General features: G+C 65.1%; 24 protein-coding genes. All 24 read left to right on the top strand.

The features are described from left to right. Positions 1-10 precede the first annotated feature (10 nt). The 24 genes from OHA17_RS16340 (at position 11) to OHA17_RS16225 (ending at position 13036) form a co-directional block, all read left to right on the top strand. A complete protein-coding gene (locus OHA17_RS16340) occupies positions 11-334 on the top strand; it encodes a hypothetical protein (protein WP_406507253.1) in 324 nt (107 codons plus the stop codon). 808 nt (positions 335-1142) lie between these two features. Next, a complete protein-coding gene (rpsJ, locus tag OHA17_RS16335) occupies positions 1143-1451 on the top strand; it encodes a 30S ribosomal protein S10 (RefSeq protein ID WP_003948644.1) in 309 nt (102 codons plus the stop codon). A 14-nt stretch (positions 1452-1465) separates the two neighbouring features. Next, positions 1466-2110, top strand: coding sequence for a 50S ribosomal protein L3 (gene rplC, locus OHA17_RS16330; protein ID WP_053727604.1), 645 nt, complete (start codon positions 1466-1468; stop codon positions 2108-2110). Between the two features lie 4 nt (positions 2111-2114). Beyond that, positions 2115-2765 carry a 50S ribosomal protein L4 gene (gene rplD / locus OHA17_RS16325; protein ID WP_406507252.1) on the top strand — a complete coding sequence of 217 codons (651 nt, stop codon included), beginning with the start codon at positions 2115-2117 and terminating at the stop codon, positions 2763-2765. Further along, on the top strand, positions 2765-3079 hold the full coding sequence (gene rplW / locus OHA17_RS16320; RefSeq protein ID WP_100578120.1) for a 50S ribosomal protein L23: 315 nt from the start codon (positions 2765-2767) through the stop codon (positions 3077-3079). The genes rplD and rplW overlap by 1 nt, the downstream gene beginning before the upstream one ends. A 39-nt stretch (positions 3080-3118) precedes the next feature. Next, the gene (gene rplB / locus OHA17_RS16315; RefSeq protein WP_406507251.1) at positions 3119-3955 is read left to right on the top strand and encodes a 50S ribosomal protein L2; all 837 of its coding nucleotides are present in this window, start codon (positions 3119-3121) and stop codon (positions 3953-3955) included. 12 nt (positions 3956-3967) lie between these two features. Further along, entirely contained in the window at positions 3968-4249 is a 282-nt protein-coding gene (rpsS, locus tag OHA17_RS16310) for a 30S ribosomal protein S19 (protein ID WP_100578122.1), read from the top strand. A gap of 43 nt (positions 4250-4292) precedes the next feature. After that, positions 4293-4640, top strand: a complete 348-nt coding sequence (gene rplV / locus OHA17_RS16305) for a 50S ribosomal protein L22 (RefSeq protein WP_004571827.1) — start codon at positions 4293-4295, stop codon at positions 4638-4640. Beyond that, positions 4640-5482: a 30S ribosomal protein S3 gene (gene rpsC, locus OHA17_RS16300; protein ID WP_053727609.1), complete on the top strand. Its 843-nt coding sequence runs from the start codon at positions 4640-4642 to the stop codon at positions 5480-5482. Before rplV ends, rpsC begins: the two co-directional genes overlap by 1 nt. A 5-nt stretch (positions 5483-5487) precedes the next feature. Beyond that, a complete protein-coding gene (gene rplP / locus OHA17_RS16295; RefSeq protein WP_053727610.1) occupies positions 5488-5907 on the top strand; it encodes a 50S ribosomal protein L16 in 420 nt (139 codons plus the stop codon). Continuing rightward, positions 5907-6131 (top strand): 50S ribosomal protein L29, encoded by a 225-nt coding sequence (gene rpmC / locus OHA17_RS16290; protein ID WP_003966952.1) that lies wholly within the window; start codon positions 5907-5909, stop codon positions 6129-6131. The genes rplP and rpmC overlap by 1 nt, the downstream gene beginning before the upstream one ends. After that, complete coding sequence (rpsQ, locus tag OHA17_RS16285; RefSeq protein WP_008739702.1) at positions 6131-6415, top strand: 30S ribosomal protein S17; 285 nt, start codon at positions 6131-6133, stop codon at positions 6413-6415. The genes rpmC and rpsQ overlap by 1 nt, the downstream gene beginning before the upstream one ends. A gap of 114 nt (positions 6416-6529) precedes the next feature. Then, positions 6530-6898, top strand: coding sequence for a 50S ribosomal protein L14 (rplN, locus tag OHA17_RS16280; RefSeq protein ID WP_053727611.1), 369 nt, complete (start codon positions 6530-6532; stop codon positions 6896-6898). Positions 6899-6900: 2 nt separating this feature from the next. Next, on the top strand, positions 6901-7224 hold the full coding sequence (gene rplX / locus OHA17_RS16275; protein ID WP_053727612.1) for a 50S ribosomal protein L24: 324 nt from the start codon (positions 6901-6903) through the stop codon (positions 7222-7224). Further along, entirely contained in the window at positions 7224-7781 is a 558-nt protein-coding gene (gene rplE / locus OHA17_RS16270; protein ID WP_053727613.1) for a 50S ribosomal protein L5, read from the top strand. The genes rplX and rplE overlap by 1 nt, the downstream gene beginning before the upstream one ends. Positions 7782-7786: 5 nt before the next feature. Then, positions 7787-7972, top strand: coding sequence for a type Z 30S ribosomal protein S14 (locus OHA17_RS16265; protein WP_003956452.1), 186 nt, complete (start codon positions 7787-7789; stop codon positions 7970-7972). 223 nt (positions 7973-8195) lie between these two features. Next, positions 8196-8594 (top strand): 30S ribosomal protein S8, encoded by a 399-nt coding sequence (gene rpsH / locus OHA17_RS16260; protein WP_003966947.1) that lies wholly within the window; start codon positions 8196-8198, stop codon positions 8592-8594. A 21-nt stretch (positions 8595-8615) separates the two neighbouring features. Further along, the gene (gene rplF, locus OHA17_RS16255) at positions 8616-9155 is read left to right on the top strand and encodes a 50S ribosomal protein L6 (protein ID WP_189963077.1); all 540 of its coding nucleotides are present in this window, start codon (positions 8616-8618) and stop codon (positions 9153-9155) included. A 3-nt stretch (positions 9156-9158) separates the two neighbouring features. Continuing rightward, positions 9159-9542, top strand: a complete 384-nt coding sequence (gene rplR / locus OHA17_RS16250; protein ID WP_406507250.1) for a 50S ribosomal protein L18 — start codon at positions 9159-9161, stop codon at positions 9540-9542. A 46-nt stretch (positions 9543-9588) separates the two neighbouring features. After that, a complete protein-coding gene (rpsE, locus tag OHA17_RS16245) occupies positions 9589-10191 on the top strand; it encodes a 30S ribosomal protein S5 (RefSeq protein WP_053727616.1) in 603 nt (200 codons plus the stop codon). Further along, entirely contained in the window at positions 10191-10373 is a 183-nt protein-coding gene (rpmD, locus tag OHA17_RS16240) for a 50S ribosomal protein L30 (RefSeq protein WP_053682614.1), read from the top strand. The genes rpsE and rpmD overlap by 1 nt, the downstream gene beginning before the upstream one ends. A 1-nt stretch (position 10374) precedes the next feature. Then, positions 10375-10830 carry a 50S ribosomal protein L15 gene (gene rplO / locus OHA17_RS16235; protein ID WP_398875696.1) on the top strand — a complete coding sequence of 152 codons (456 nt, stop codon included), beginning with the start codon at positions 10375-10377 and terminating at the stop codon, positions 10828-10830. 236 nt (positions 10831-11066) lie between these two features. Beyond that, positions 11067-12380 (top strand): preprotein translocase subunit SecY, encoded by a 1314-nt coding sequence (secY, locus tag OHA17_RS16230; protein ID WP_053727618.1) that lies wholly within the window; start codon positions 11067-11069, stop codon positions 12378-12380. Next, complete coding sequence (locus tag OHA17_RS16225; RefSeq protein ID WP_399489711.1) at positions 12380-13036, top strand: adenylate kinase; 657 nt, start codon at positions 12380-12382, stop codon at positions 13034-13036. Before secY ends, OHA17_RS16225 begins: the two co-directional genes overlap by 1 nt. Positions 13037-13241: the final 205 nt, after the last annotated feature.

Below are 13241 nucleotides of genomic sequence, written 5' to 3'. Positions count from 1 at the left end.
TCTAAATCCAGTGAACTCCGAGCAGTTGGTCGAATTGGTTCGCGGCCTCGTCTCCGTAGATGCGCGGAAGCGTGAAATGGTCGCTGACATCGTCTGCGACTGGGTGGGTAGTTGTTCGCGGGCGGATGGAACAGTTCTCGCTGGAGTCCTTTCGGCCAGCGCGTCATGCGAATCTGATCCTGCTGCGCTTGAATCGCAACTGCATGCGCTCTTGGAGTTGGGCGCCGGAGGATTGACAGATCTGGAGAGCATTGCGCATCTTCGCGAGATCAACCGAAGGGAGATGGCTGAATCCTTGCTCGAGTACGTAGATGACCTTCTTGAAGAACGGTGACGATCCGTCGGTGGCGTGCCGCGCCGCAGACGTCCTGACCTCGGACACGCCAGACGGGGGGGCGAGTTCCGGATCATCAATCCAGCGCATTGCGGCAGGCTGATCCCCATCGATGAACTCGTGGAAATACTCAAATGATCACTCTCGCCTGGCCGTGGCCTGGTCGTTCGTTGGACCCACGATGGGCAATCGGTCGAGAGGGGCTACGACAAGTAGCCTCGGTCGGCGACTGTCTGGGGCATGGCCCTGGTGGTCGAAGCACTGGACGCAGGCGTACCCGGACGCGGACGGACAGCCCATCGTCGTCGTATCCACCCAGGTCGGAGACTTCTGGGGCAGGCCGGATGTGGTCGAGGGCACCCTCGTCGACGTGCAGCAATGGCGCTGAGTGCCGCTCGGCCGCGTGCCGAATGCGTGAGCCCCTGTGACGTGGGGTACGCTTCCCCGCTGCGATTGGCCAGGCCATGGCCCCGTATGGCAGACTGTCGGGGTTGCTCGGTTGAGTGCCGATGCTGCGCGCCTCCCGCCGGGAGGACCGGAAGCGAGTCCCACAGTACTCGTCGCCCCTGATCAGGGGCGGACGTACGGGAATCTTCCGGGAAGTGTCAGCGGGGCTCCGGCCAGGCGTCCGGTGGGTGTTCTGCCCCCGACTGCGAGGTCCTGTGGCCCGCATCCCCTTGGTTGGGAAATCCCGTATGGGATCTCTGCGTAGAGGGAGTGCGACACGCCCGACCGCGTGGGTCGGAGACAGAGTTGGTAGAACCCCCGGGTTCCAGAGCGTTACGAGACAAAGGACTACTAGGTAGCCATGGCGGGACAGAAGATCCGCATCCGGCTCAAGGCCTACGACCACGAGGTCATCGACTCCTCGGCGAAGAAGATCGTCGAGACGGTGACCCGCACTGGTGCGTCGGTCGCAGGCCCGGTGCCGCTGCCCACTGAGAAGAACGTGTACTGCGTCATCAAGTCGCCGCACAAGTACAAGGACTCTCGCGAGCACTTCGAGATGCGCACGCACAAGCGCCTCATCGACATCCTCGACCCCACGCCGAAGACGGTTGACTCGCTGATGCGCCTCGACCTCCCGGCCGGTGTCGACATCGAGATCAAGCTCTGAAGGGACGGGCCGAGATGAGCAAGAACATCAAGGGCGTCCTGGGCGAGAAGCTCGGCATGACCCAGGTCTGGGACGAGAACAACCGGGTCGTCCCGGTGACCGTCGTCAAGGCCGGGCCGTGTGTCGTGACGCAGGTTCGCACCAACGACGTCGACGGCTACGAGTCGGTACAGATCGCCTTCGGCGAGATCGACCCGCGCAAGGTGAACAAGCCCCTCAAGGGCCACTTCGCCAAGGCCGACGTGACCCCGCGCCGCCACCTGGTGGAGCTCCGCACCCCTGACGCCAGCGAGTACACGCTGGGCCAGGAGATCACTGCCGAGGTGTTCGAGTCCGGCGTCAAGGTTGACGTCACGGGCAAGAGCAAGGGCAAGGGCTTCGCCGGTGTCATGAAGCGTCACAACTTCAAGGGCCTGGGCGCCGGTCACGGTGTGCAGCGCAAGCACCGCTCGCCCGGTTCCATCGGTGGCTGCGCCACCCCTGGCCGTGTGTTCAAGGGCGTCCGCATGGCGGGCCGCATGGGCAACGAGCGTGTCACCACCCAGAACCTGACCATCCACGCGGTTGACGCGGAGAAGGGTCTGCTGCTCATCAAGGGCGCGGTCCCCGGTCCGAACGGCGGCCTCGTCCTGGTCCGTACCGCGGCCAAGGGGGCTTGAGGTAATGAGCACCATTGACATCCTTTCGCCGGCAGGCGACAAGGCCGGTACCGTCGAGCTCCCCTCGGAGATCTTCGACGCGAAGACCAGCGTTCCGCTGATCCACCAGGTCGTCGTCGCTCAGCTGGCAGCTGCCCGCCAGGGCACGCACAAGACCAAGACCCGTGGCGAAGTCCGCGGTGGTGGCAAGAAGCCTTACCGCCAGAAGGGCACCGGCCGCGCGCGCCAGGGTTCGACCCGTGCGCCGCAGTTCGCCGGCGGTGGCGTCGTCCACGGCCCGCAGCCGCGTGACTACTCGCAGCGCACCCCGAAGAAGATGAAGGTCGCCGCCCTGCGCGGTGCCCTCTCCGACCGGGCGCGCCACTCGCGCATCCACGTCGTCACCGGCGTGGTCGACGGAACGGCTTCCACCAAGGCCGCCAAGACGCTGTTCGGCAAGATCTCGGAGCGCAGCAACCTGCTCCTGGTCGTCGAGCGCGCCGACGAGGCCGCGTGGCTGTCCGCCCGCAACCTGCCCCAGGTCCACATCCTGGAGCCGGGCCAGCTGAACACGTACGACGTGATCGTCTCCGACGACGTGGTCTTCACCCAGGCCGCTTTCGAGTCCTTCGTGTCTGGCCCCAAGGCCGATGACAACGAGGGGAGCGAGGCCTGATGGCCGAGATCACCAGCAAGACCTTCACGGACCCGCGCGACATTCTTGTCAAGCCGGTTGTTTCCGAGAAGAGCTACGCGCTGCTCGACGAGAACAAGTACACGTTCGTCGTCAAGCCGGGCTCCAACAAGACCCAGATCAAGCAGGCCGTGGAAGCGGTCTTCTCGGTCAAGGTCACCGGGGTCAACACGATCAACCGCCAGGGCAAGCGCAAGCGCACGAAGACCGGTTTCGGCAAGCGCGCCGACACCAAGCGCGCCATCGTGACCCTTGCTGAGGGCGACCGTATCGACATCTTCGGCCAGGCCTCCTAACGGAGCGCCCTGGTCCGAATATCGGACGAGGACTGAGAAATGGGAATCCGCAAGTACAAGCCGACTACGCCGGGCCGTCGTGGCTCCTCCGTAGCCGACTTTGTCGAGATCACGCGGTCCACGCCGGAGAAGTCGCTGGTTCGCCCTCTGCACAGCAAGGGCGGCCGTAACAACACCGGCCGGATCACCGTGCGCCACCAGGGCGGTGGCCACAAGCGCGCCTACCGAGTGATCGACTTCCGTCGTCACGACAAGGACGGCGTGCCGGCGAAGGTCGCTCACATCGAGTACGACCCGAACCGCACCGCGCGCATCGCGCTCCTGCACTACGCAGACGGCGAGAAGCGCTACATCATCGCGCCCCGTGGCCTGAGCCAGGGTGACCGCGTTGAGAACGGCCCCGGGGCCGACATCAAGCCGGGCAACAACCTGGCGCTGCGCAACATCCCGGTCGGTACGACCATCCACGCCATCGAGCTGCGTCCCGGCGGCGGTGCGAAGTTCGCCCGCTCCGCGGGTGCTTCGGTGCAGCTGCTGGCGAAGGAGGGCACGATGGCCCACCTTCGTATGCCGTCCGGCGAAATTCGCCTGGTCGACGCCCGCTGCCGCGCCACCATCGGCGAGGTCGGCAACGCCGAGCAGTCGAACATCAACTGGGGCAAGGCCGGCCGCATGCGCTGGAAGGGCGTTCGCCCGTCCGTCCGCGGTGTCGCGATGAACCCGGTTGACCACCCGCACGGTGGTGGTGAGGGCAAGACCAGTGGTGGTCGCCACCCGGTCTCCCCGTGGGGTCAGAAGGAGGGTCGTACTCGCTCGCCGAAGAAGGCATCGAGCAAGTACATCGTCCGCCGCCGCAAGACGAACAAGAAGCGCTAGGAGCGGGTTTAGATGCCGCGCAGTCTCAAGAAGGGACCCTTCGTCGACGGACACCTCGTAAAGAAGGTGGACGCCCAGAACGAAGCTGGTACCAAGAACGTCATCAAGACCTGGTCCCGTCGCTCGATGATCATCCCGGCCATGCTCGGCCACACGATCGCGGTGCACAACGGCAAGACCCACGTCCCGGTGTTTGTCTCCGAGTCGATGGTCGGCCACAAGCTCGGCGAGTTCTCGCCGACTCGCACCTTCCGCGGCCACGTCAAGGACGACCGGAAGTCGAAGCGCCGCTAACGCGGGGTGGGTAACGACTATGACTTACACCGAAGGGACAACCATGGAAGCCAGGGCCCAGGCGCGGTACATCCGCGTCACGCCCATGAAGGCCCGCCGCGTGGTGGACCTTATCCGTGGCATGGATGCCACGGAGGCTCAGGCGGTCCTGCGTTTCGCCCCGCAGGCCGCGAGCGTGCCGGTCGGCAAGGTGCTGGACAGCGCCATTGCCAACGCCGCGCACAACTACGACCACACCGACGCCTCTTCGCTGGTCATCAGCGAGGCGTACGTGGACGAGGGCCCGACCCTGAAGCGGTTCCGTCCGCGTGCTCAGGGCCGTGCCTACCGGATCCGTAAGCGGACCAGCCACATCACCGTGGTCGTCAGCAGCAAGGAAGGAACCCGGTAATGGGCCAGAAGGTAAACCCGCACGGGTTCCGGCTCGGCATCACCACGGACTTCAAGTCCCGCTGGTACGCCGACAAGCTGTACAAGGACTACGTCAAGGAAGACGTCGCCATCCGTCGGATGATGACGTCCGGCATGGAGCGCGCCGGCATCTCGAAGGTTGAGATCGAGCGCACCCGTGACCGCGTGCGGGTGGACATCCACACCGCGCGTCCCGGCATCGTCATCGGCCGCCGTGGCGCCGAGGCCGACCGCATCCGCGGCGACCTCGAGAAGCTCACGGGCAAGCAGGTCCAGCTGAACATCCTCGAGGTCAAGAACCCCGAGATGGACGCTCAGCTGGTTGCTCAGGCCGTTGCCGAGCAGCTCTCCTCCCGCGTCTCCTTCCGTCGTGCCATGCGCAAGAGCATGCAGGGCACGATGAAGGCCGGCGCCAAGGGCATCAAGATCCAGTGCGGTGGCCGTCTCGGCGGCGCCGAGATGTCCCGCTCGGAGTTCTACCGCGAAGGCCGTGTGCCGCTGCACACCCTGCGCGCGAACATCGACTACGGCTTCTTCGAGGCCAAGACGACCTTCGGCCGCATCGGCGTGAAGGTCTGGATCTACAAGGGCGACGTCAAGAACATCGCCGAGGTTCGCGCCGAGAACGCAGCGGCCCGTGCGGGTAACCGTCCGGCCCGTGGTGGCGCCAACGACCGTCCGGCCGGTGGCCGCGGCGGCCGTGGCGGCGAGCGTGGCGGTCGCGGCCGCAAGCCGCAGCAGGCTGCGCCGGCTGCCGAGGCCCCCAAGGCCGAGGCTCCCGCCGCCGCCGCTCCGGCTGAGAGCACCGGAACGGAGGCCTGACCGAAATGCTGATCCCCCGTAGGGTCAAGCACCGCAAGCAGCACCACCCCAAGCGCCGCGGTATGGCCAAGGGTGGTACGACGGTTGCGTTCGGCGAGTACGGCATTCAGGCCCTCACGCCGGCGTACGTGACCAACCGCCAGATCGAGGCGGCTCGTATCGCGATGACCCGCCACATCAAGCGTGGCGGCAAGGTCTGGATCAACATCTACCCGGACCGCCCGCTGACGAAGAAGCCTGCCGAGACCCGCATGGGTTCCGGTAAGGGTTCTCCGGAGTGGTGGGTCGCGAACGTTCACCCGGGCCGGGTGATGTTCGAGCTGTCCTACCCGAACGAGAAGATTGCTCGTGAGGCGCTCACCCGAGCTGCTCACAAGCTCCCGATGAAGTGCCGCATCGTCCGGCGCGAGGCAGGTGAGGCGTGATGTCGGCCGGAACCAAGGCGTCCGAACTGCGCGAGCTGGGCGACGAGGAGCTTCTCAACAAGCTCCGCGAAGCCAAGGAAGAGCTGTTCAACCTCCGCTTCCAGGCGGCGACGGGCCAGCTCGAGAACCACGGGCGGCTCAAGTCCGTCCGTAAGGACATCGCCCGGATCTACACCCTGATGCGCGAGCGCGAGCTGGGCATCGAGACGGTGGAGAGCGCCTGATGAGCGAGAAGAATGTGACTGAGACGACTGAGCAGCGCGGTTTCCGCAAGACCCGTGAGGGTCTGGTCGTCAGCGACAAGATGGACAAGACCGTCGTCGTCGCTGTCGAGGACCGTGTGAAGCACGCGCTGTACGGCAAGGTCATCCGCCGTACGAACAAGCTCAAGGCGCACGACGAGCAGAACGCTGCCGGTGTCGGCGACCGCGTCCTCATCATGGAGACGCGTCCGCTGTCGGCGAGCAAGCGCTGGCGCATCGTCGAGATCCTCGAGAAGGCCAAGTAAGCAAATCTCTGGGGGGGTTTCCCTCAGAGTGGTTCCGCCAGGCTCGGCGGGGGCCGCACCTCGTAAGAGGACCGTGGCCCCCGCCGGGAACCGGCAGACGATCAGGAGATAGACGTGATCCAGCAGGAGTCGCGACTGCGCGTCGCCGACAACACTGGTGCGAAGGAAATCCTTTGCATCCGTGTGCTCGGTGGCTCCGGTCGCCGCTACGCGGGTATCGGTGACGTCATCGTCGCCACCGTCAAGGACGCGATCCCCGGTGGCAACGTGAAGAAGGGCGACGTCGTCAAGGCTGTCGTCGTGCGCACCGTCAAGGAGCGTCGTCGTCAGGACGGCTCGTACATCCGCTTCGACGAGAACGCGGCCGTCATCCTCAAGAACGATGGCGACCCCCGCGGCACCCGCATCTTCGGCCCGGTGGGCCGGGAGCTGCGCGAGAAGAAGTTCATGAAGATCATCTCGCTCGCGCCGGAGGTGCTGTAAGCATGAAGATCAAGAAGGGCGACCTGGTTCAGGTCATCACCGGTAAGGACAAGGGCAAGCAGGGCAAGGTCATCGCGGCCTTCCCCCGCGAGGACCGCGTCCTGGTCGAGGGTGTCAACCGGGTCAAGAAGCACACCAAGGCCGGCCAGACCGCTCGCGGTTCGCAGACCGGTGGCATTGTGACGACCGAGGCCCCGATCCACGTGAGCAACGTTCAGCTCGTCGTGGAGAAGGACGGCAACAAGGTCGTTACCCGCGTCGGTTTCCGCTTCGACGACGAGGGCAACAAGATCCGCGTTGCCAAGCGGACGGGTGAGGACATCTGATGGCTACCACCACCACTCCGCGTCTCAAGACGAAGTACCGCGAGGAGATCGCGGGCAAGCTGCGTGAGGAGTTCTCGTACGAGAACGTCATGCAGGTTCCCGGCCTCGTGAAGATCGTGGTCAACATGGGTGTGGGCGACGCCGCCCGCGACTCCAAGCTGATGGATGGCGCGGTTCGCGACCTCACCACGATCACCGGCCAGAAGCCGGCCGTCACCAAGGCCCGCAAGTCCATCGCGCAGTTCAAGCTGCGTGAGGGTCAGCCGATCGGCTGCCACGTCACCCTCCGTGGTGACCGCATGTGGGAGTTCCTGGACCGTACGCTGTCGCTCGCGCTGCCGCGTATCCGTGACTTCCGTGGTCTGTCGCCGAAGCAGTTCGACGGCCGTGGCAACTACACCTTCGGTCTCACCGAGCAGGTCATGTTCCACGAGATCGACCAGGACAAGATCGACCGTACCCGGGGTATGGACATCACCGTGGTCACCACGGCGACCAACGACGACGAGGGCCGCGCGCTCCTTCGTCACCTCGGCTTCCCCTTCAAGGAGGCGTAAGCGAGATGGCGAAGAAGGCTCTCATCGCGAAGGCTGCCCGCAAGCCCAAGTTCGGTGTGCGTGCGTACACCCGCTGCCAGCGCTGCGGTCGCCCCCACTCCGTGTACCGCAAGTTCGGCCTGTGCCGCGTGTGCCTTCGTGAGATGGCTCACCGTGGCGAGCTGCCGGGCGTGACCAAGAGCTCCTGGTAATTCCCCTCTGTCCTTAGGGACTTGGGAATTTCCGGACGCTCTCGGTAAGTATCTGGTCGGCGGATGCCCTCCTCCATATGCCGTAGGCTTGTGGGGTTGGGCGTCCGCCGCCCATAACGACTTACTACGCCGTAGGTCCCCGCACCGCACCCGTCCCGCCACTGAGTGGGGAGAGGGATGGCGCATACAGGAAACCGCGGCGAGAGAGGCCGAAGGCCGATTCATGACCATGACTGACCCGATCGCAGACATGCTCACTCGTCTGCGTAACGCAAACTCGGCGTACCACGACTCTGTCGTGATGCCGCACAGCAAGATCAAGTCGCACATCGCGGAGATCCTCCAGCAGGAGGGCTTCATCACCGGCTGGAAGGTCGAGGACGCCGAGGTCGGCAAGAACCTCGTCCTCGAGCTGAAGTTCGGGCCGAACCGTGAGCGCTCCATCGCGGGCATCAAGCGGATCTCGAAGCCCGGTCTGCGTGTGTACGCGAAGTCCACCAACCTGCCGAAGGTGCTCGGCGGCCTGGGCGTGGCGATCATCTCCACGTCGCACGGTCTGCTCACCGGTCAGCAGGCAGGCAAGAAGGGCGTAGGTGGGGAAGTCCTCGCCTACGTCTGGTAGTAGGGAACGGAGGAAAAGCTAATGTCGCGAATCGGCAAGCTCCCCATCCAGGTTCCCGCCGGTGTGGACGTCACCATCGATGGCCGTACGGTTCACGTGAAGGGCCCCAAGGGCTCCCTCACGCACGCTGTTGCGGCTCCCATCGAGATCGTGAAGGGTGAGGACGGCGTTCTGAACGTCACCCGCCCCAACGACGAGCGTCAGAACAAGGCCCTGCACGGCCTGTCCCGCACGCTGGTGGCCAACATGATCACCGGTGTGACCCAGGGATACACCAAGGCGCTCGAGATCAGCGGTGTCGGTTACCGCGTCCAGGCGAAGGGCTCCAACCTGGAGTTCGCGCTGGGATACAGCCACTCGATCACCGTCGAGGCCCCCGAAGGCATCACCTTCAAGGTCGAGTCGCCCACGAAGTTCTCGGTCGAGGGCATCGACAAGCAGAAGGTCGGCGAGGTCGCCGCCAACATCCGCAAGCTGCGGAAGCCCGACCCGTACAAGGCCAAGGGTGTCAAGTACGCCGGCGAGGTCATCCGCCGCAAGGTCGGAAAGGCTGGTAAGTAAGCCATGGCATACGGTGTGAAGATCGCCAAGGGCGACGCTTACAAGCGTGCCGCGAAGGCACGTCGCCACGTCCGCATCCGCAAGCACGTGTCGGGTTCGGCGGAGCGTCCGCGCCTCGTCGTGACGCGTTCCAACCGCGGTATCACCGCTCAGGTCATCGACGACCTCAAGGGTCACACCCTGGCGTCGGCGTCGACTCTGGACGCTTCGATCCGCGGTGGCGAGGGCGACAAGTCCGCGCAGGCCAAGCAGGTCGGTGCCCTGGTCGCTGAGCGCGCCAAGGCCGCCGGCGTCGAGACCGTCGTGTTCGACCGTGGTGGCAACAGGTACGCCGGGCGCATTGCCGCTCTGGCTGACGCCGCCCGCGAAGCCGGGCTGAAGTTCTAAGCCCCGGTTCCGGGACTAACGGACGTAACAGAGAGAGGTAAATCCAATGGCTGGACCCCAGCGCCGCGGAAGCGGTGCCGGTGGCGGCGAGCGGCGGGACCGGAAGGGTCGCGACGGTGGCGCTGCCGCCGAGAAGACCGCTTACGTTGAGCGCGTTGTCGCGATCAACCGCGTTGCCAAGGTTGTCAAGGGTGGTCGCCGCTTCAGCTTCACCGCGCTGGTCGTGGTGGGCGACGGTGACGGCACCGTAGGTGTCGGTTACGGCAAGGCCAAGGAAGTTCCCGCGGCCATCGCCAAGGGTGTCGAGGAAGCCAAGAAGAACTTCTTCAAGGTTCCGCGCATCCAGGGCACCATCCCGCACCCGATCCAGGGCGAGAAGGCGGCCGGCGTTGTCCTGCTGAAGCCTGCTTCCCCCGGTACCGGTGTTATCGCCGGTGGCCCGGTGCGCGCGGTGCTTGAGTGCGCCGGCGTTCACGACATCCTGTCGAAGTCGCTCGGCTCCGACAACGCGATCAACATCGTGCACGCGACCGTGGCGGCCCTCAAGGGCCTGCAGCGTCCCGAGGAGATCGCGGCTCGCCGTGGTCTGCCCCTCGAGGCCGTCGCCCCCGCGGCTCTGCTTCGTGCGCGTGCGGGAGCGGGTGCGTAATGGCCCGTCTCAAGATCACGCAGACGAAGTCGTACATCGGCAGCAAGCAGAACCACCGCGACACCCTGCGTTCGCTCGGGCTCAAGCGCCTGAACGACGTGGTTGTCAAGGAGGACCGCCCCGAGTTCCGCGGCATGGTGCAGACCGTCCGCCACCTCGTGACGGTTGAGGAGGTTGACTGACATGGGTGAGAACAGCCCGCTGAAGGCCCATAACCTCCGTCCTGCCCCGGGCGCGAAGACCGCCAAGACCCGCGTGGGTCGTGGTGAGGCGTCCAAGGGTAAGACCGCAGGTCGTGGTACCAAGGGTACGAAGGCCCGCTACCAGGTTCCGCAGCGCTTCGAGGGCGGGCAGATGCCCCTCCACATGCGTCTGCCGAAGCTGAAGGGCTTCAAGAACCCGTTCCGCACCGAGTACCAGGTCGTGAACCTGGACAAGCTCGGCGCTCTCTACCCCGAGGGTGGAGAGGTCACGGTGGCCGACCTGGTCGCCAAGGGCGCGGTGCGCAAGAACAGCCTCGTCAAGGTCCTGGGCCAGGGCGAGATCTCCGTGGCGCTGCAGGTTTCGGTTGACGCCGTCTCCGGCTCCGCCAAGGAGAAGATTGCCGCTGCCGGCGGCACCGTCACCGAGCTCGTCTGAGACAGCTTGATGGCTTGAACATCCGACCGGGGATGCCTCTCAAATGGGGCATCCCCGGTTGGTCGTTCCTAGGGGGGCATAGTCGCCGGTAAGGTGGCGTGCACTGTCTAAGTTCCGTGCTGTGTGCCTGGACGGCTACAGTACGGATTTTTGGCAGATTCAAGACTTCAGTCCTTATTCGTCGATCCTCAAGACCGTCACCCTGACGCACTTGCGCGGGGGTCGCAGGAGGCACCGTGCTCACCGCGTTCGCCCAGGCGTTCAAGACGCCTGACCTGCGCAAGAAGCTGCTCTTCACACTCGGCATCATCGTGATCTACCGGCTCGGTACGCATGTGCCCATGCCCGGGGTGAGCTACAAGAACGTACAGACCTGTGTGGACCAGGCCCAGCAGAACAGCGGTCTGTTCAGCCTGGTCAACATGTTCAGCGGCGGTGCGCTGCTGCAGATCACGATCTTCGCGCTCGGCATCATGCCGTACATCACGGCGAGCATCATCCTGCAGCTGCTGACCGTGGTGATCCCACGCCTGGAAGCCCTCAAGAAGGAGGGTCAGGCGGGTACGGCGAAGATCACGCAGTACACGCGTTATCTGACCGTCGCGCTGGCGATCCTCCAGGGCACCGGCCTCGTGGCCACCGCCCGCAACGGCGCGCTCTTCAACGGCTGCCAGGTCGCCACGGAGATCATCCCGAACCGGTCGATCTTCACCACCATCACGATGGTCATCACGATGACCGCCGGTACCGCCTGCGTCATGTGGCTCGGTGAGATCATCACCGACCGCGGCATCGGCAACGGCATGTCCATCCTGATGTTCATCTCGATCGCCTCCAGCTTCCCGAGCTCCCTGTGGGCCATCAAGAAGCAGGGCCACCTCGCCGGTGGCTGGATCGAGTTCGGCACCGTGGTGCTGGTCGGCCTGGTCATGGTCGGGCTCGTGGTCTTCGTCGAACAGGCCCAGCGGCGCATCCCGGTGCAGTACGCGAAGCGCATGATCGGCCGCCGGTCGTACGGCGGAACCTCGACCTACATCCCGCTGAAGGTCAATCAGGCGGGTGTGATCCCCGTCATCTTCGCCTCGTCGCTGCTCTACATTCCGGCGCTGATCGTCCAGTTCTCGAACTCGACGGCGGGCTGGGCGACCTGGATCAAGGACAACTTGACCAAGGGCGACCATCCTTACTACATCGTCAGCTACTTCCTGTTGATCGTGTTCTTCGCCTTCTTCTATGTGGCGATCTCGTTCAACCCCGAGGAAGTCGCCGACAACATGAAGAAGTATGGTGGCTTCATCCCGGGCATCCGGGCTGGCCGACCGACCGCTGAGTACCTGAGCTACGTACTCAACCGGATCACCTGGCCGGGGTCGCTGTATCTGGGGCTGATCGCGCTCGTACCGACAATGGCGTTGATCATCTTCGGCGGCGTCCAGAGCTTCCCGCTCGGCGGGACGAGCATCCTCATCATCGTGGGTGTGGGTCTGGAAACCGTTAAGCAGATCGAGAGCCAGCTTCAGCAGCGCAATTACGAAGGGTTCCTCCGCTGATGCGAATCGTCCTCGTCGGACCGCCCGGTGCAGGCAAGGGAACGCAGGCCGCGTTCCTTGCCCAGAACCTGGCGATCCCGCACATCTCCACGGGCGACCTCTTCCGTGCCAACATCAGCCAGGGCACGGACCTCGGCAAGCAGGCCAAGGCGTACATGGACGCCGGCAACCTGGTACCGGACGAGGTCACCATCGGGATGGCCAAGGACCGCATGGAAGCGCCGGACGCCGTGAACGGCTTCCTGCTCGACGGCTTCCCGCGCAACGTGGTGCAGGCCGAGGCGCTGGACGAGGTGCTGAAGGCGGACGGCGTGAAGCTGGACGCCGTGCTCGACCTGGAAGTCCCCGAGGACGAGGTCGTCAAGCGCATCGCCGGCCGGCGCATCTGCCGCAACGACAGCGCGCACGTCTTCCACGTGGCGTACAACGCCCCGAAGCAGGACGGCGTCTGCGACAAGTGCGGCGGCGAGCTGTACCAGCGCGGTGACGACACCGAGGACACCGTGCGCAAGCGGCTTGAGGTCTACCACAGCGAGACCGAGCCGATCATCGACTACTACCGCGCGCAGGGGCTGGTCATCACCATCTCCGCACTCGGCAAGGTCGACGAGGTCACCACGAAGGCGATGGACGCGCTGCGCCGCGAAGCGGCGTAGTCCTCGCACTCAACGCTGCCTACGGCCGCGGTGCCCCTCCGGGGGTGCCGCGGCCGTTCTGCGTGCGGGCCGGTGGTCGCCTCCTGGGGCTCTGCCCCAGACCCCGTTCGCGCCTTGAGGGCGCTCGTCCTCAAACGCCGGACGGGCTGGGTGTGCCTGCATGGGCGGCACGCAAGAGGTCGGACGGGCTGAGGTTGCCCGGTCA

It is taken from the genome of Streptomyces sp. NBC_00212, assembly GCF_045206365.1.
GTDB lineage: Bacteria > Actinomycetota > Actinomycetes > Streptomycetales > Streptomycetaceae > Streptomyces.
Note: the sequence above shows the minus strand (reverse complement) of the source record. Positions and strands in the feature narration are given on the sequence as shown.

Bases quoted from the DNA above. Each gene is read 5' to 3' on its own strand.
- rpsC (WP_053727609.1), top strand. From the start codon at position 4,640: ATGGGCCAGAAGGTAAACCCGCACGGGTTCCGGCTCGGCATCACCACG.
- rplX (WP_053727612.1), top strand. From the start codon at position 6,901: ATGAAGATCAAGAAGGGCGACCTGGTTCAGGTCATCACCGGTAAGGAC.
- rpsJ (WP_003948644.1), top strand. From the start codon at position 1,143: ATGGCGGGACAGAAGATCCGCATCCGGCTCAAGGCCTACGACCACGAG.
- rplE (WP_053727613.1), top strand. From the start codon at position 7,224: ATGGCTACCACCACCACTCCGCGTCTCAAGACGAAGTACCGCGAGGAG.
- rplO (WP_398875696.1), top strand. From the start codon at position 10,375: ATGGGTGAGAACAGCCCGCTGAAGGCCCATAACCTCCGTCCTGCCCCG.
- rpsS (WP_100578122.1), top strand. From the start codon at position 3,968: ATGCCGCGCAGTCTCAAGAAGGGACCCTTCGTCGACGGACACCTCGTA.
- rplR (WP_406507250.1), top strand. From the start codon at position 9,159: ATGGCATACGGTGTGAAGATCGCCAAGGGCGACGCTTACAAGCGTGCC.
- rplB (WP_406507251.1), top strand. From the start codon at position 3,119: ATGGGAATCCGCAAGTACAAGCCGACTACGCCGGGCCGTCGTGGCTCC.
- rpsQ (WP_008739702.1), top strand. From the start codon at position 6,131: ATGAGCGAGAAGAATGTGACTGAGACGACTGAGCAGCGCGGTTTCCGC.
- rplF (WP_189963077.1), top strand. From the start codon at position 8,616: ATGTCGCGAATCGGCAAGCTCCCCATCCAGGTTCCCGCCGGTGTGGAC.
- OHA17_RS16265 (WP_003956452.1), top strand. From the start codon at position 7,787: ATGGCGAAGAAGGCTCTCATCGCGAAGGCTGCCCGCAAGCCCAAGTTC.
- rplW (WP_100578120.1), top strand. From the start codon at position 2,765: ATGGCCGAGATCACCAGCAAGACCTTCACGGACCCGCGCGACATTCTT.
- rpmD (WP_053682614.1), top strand. From the start codon at position 10,191: ATGGCCCGTCTCAAGATCACGCAGACGAAGTCGTACATCGGCAGCAAG.
- OHA17_RS16225 (WP_399489711.1), top strand. From the start codon at position 12,380: ATGCGAATCGTCCTCGTCGGACCGCCCGGTGCAGGCAAGGGAACGCAG.
- rpsH (WP_003966947.1), top strand. From the start codon at position 8,196: ATGACCATGACTGACCCGATCGCAGACATGCTCACTCGTCTGCGTAAC.
- rplP (WP_053727610.1), top strand. From the start codon at position 5,488: ATGCTGATCCCCCGTAGGGTCAAGCACCGCAAGCAGCACCACCCCAAG.
- rplV (WP_004571827.1), top strand. From the start codon at position 4,293: ATGGAAGCCAGGGCCCAGGCGCGGTACATCCGCGTCACGCCCATGAAG.
- rpsE (WP_053727616.1), top strand. From the start codon at position 9,589: ATGGCTGGACCCCAGCGCCGCGGAAGCGGTGCCGGTGGCGGCGAGCGG.
- rpmC (WP_003966952.1), top strand. From the start codon at position 5,907: ATGTCGGCCGGAACCAAGGCGTCCGAACTGCGCGAGCTGGGCGACGAG.
- rplC (WP_053727604.1), top strand. From the start codon at position 1,466: ATGAGCAAGAACATCAAGGGCGTCCTGGGCGAGAAGCTCGGCATGACC.
- rplD (WP_406507252.1), top strand. From the start codon at position 2,115: ATGAGCACCATTGACATCCTTTCGCCGGCAGGCGACAAGGCCGGTACC.